This is a genomic window from Parahoeflea alexandrii, assembly GCF_027214025.1.
Taxonomy (GTDB): domain Bacteria; phylum Pseudomonadota; class Alphaproteobacteria; order Rhizobiales; family Rhizobiaceae; genus Hoeflea; species Hoeflea alexandrii_A.
The window spans coordinates 1-251 of record NZ_JAPWHB010000052.1 but is presented as its reverse complement, the minus strand read 5'-3'; the positions used below and the strand labels follow the sequence as shown (position 1 = coordinate 251).

Sequence of the window (251 nt, the reverse complement as noted above, 5' to 3'; positions counted from 1 at the left end):
GTCTGCACCAAATCCCCGCCCAGCCATGGAGCGAGGAGTACCAGGTCGAAGTGCTCAAGATGAACGAGCGGGTCTTCGACTCTTTCGACGCCGTCGTCGGTGAGCACATCTGGAACTTCGCGGACTTCGCGACCACCAGTGGCACGATGCGCGTCGGAGGCAACCGAAAGGGCATCTTCACCCGGGATCGCCAGCCCAAGTCGGCCGCCTTCCACCTGCGCAAGAGGTGGCGTGGCGTCGCGCAGTAACGT

1 protein-coding gene is annotated in these 251 nt (G+C 63.3%); it reads left to right on the top strand.

From position 1 onward, the window contains the following. Window positions 1-248, top strand: a 248-nt coding sequence (locus O4H62_RS26375; protein ID WP_331284495.1) for a glycoside hydrolase family 2 TIM barrel-domain containing protein, incomplete at its 5' end; no start/stop codon positions are given. Window positions 249-251: the final 3 nt, after the last annotated feature.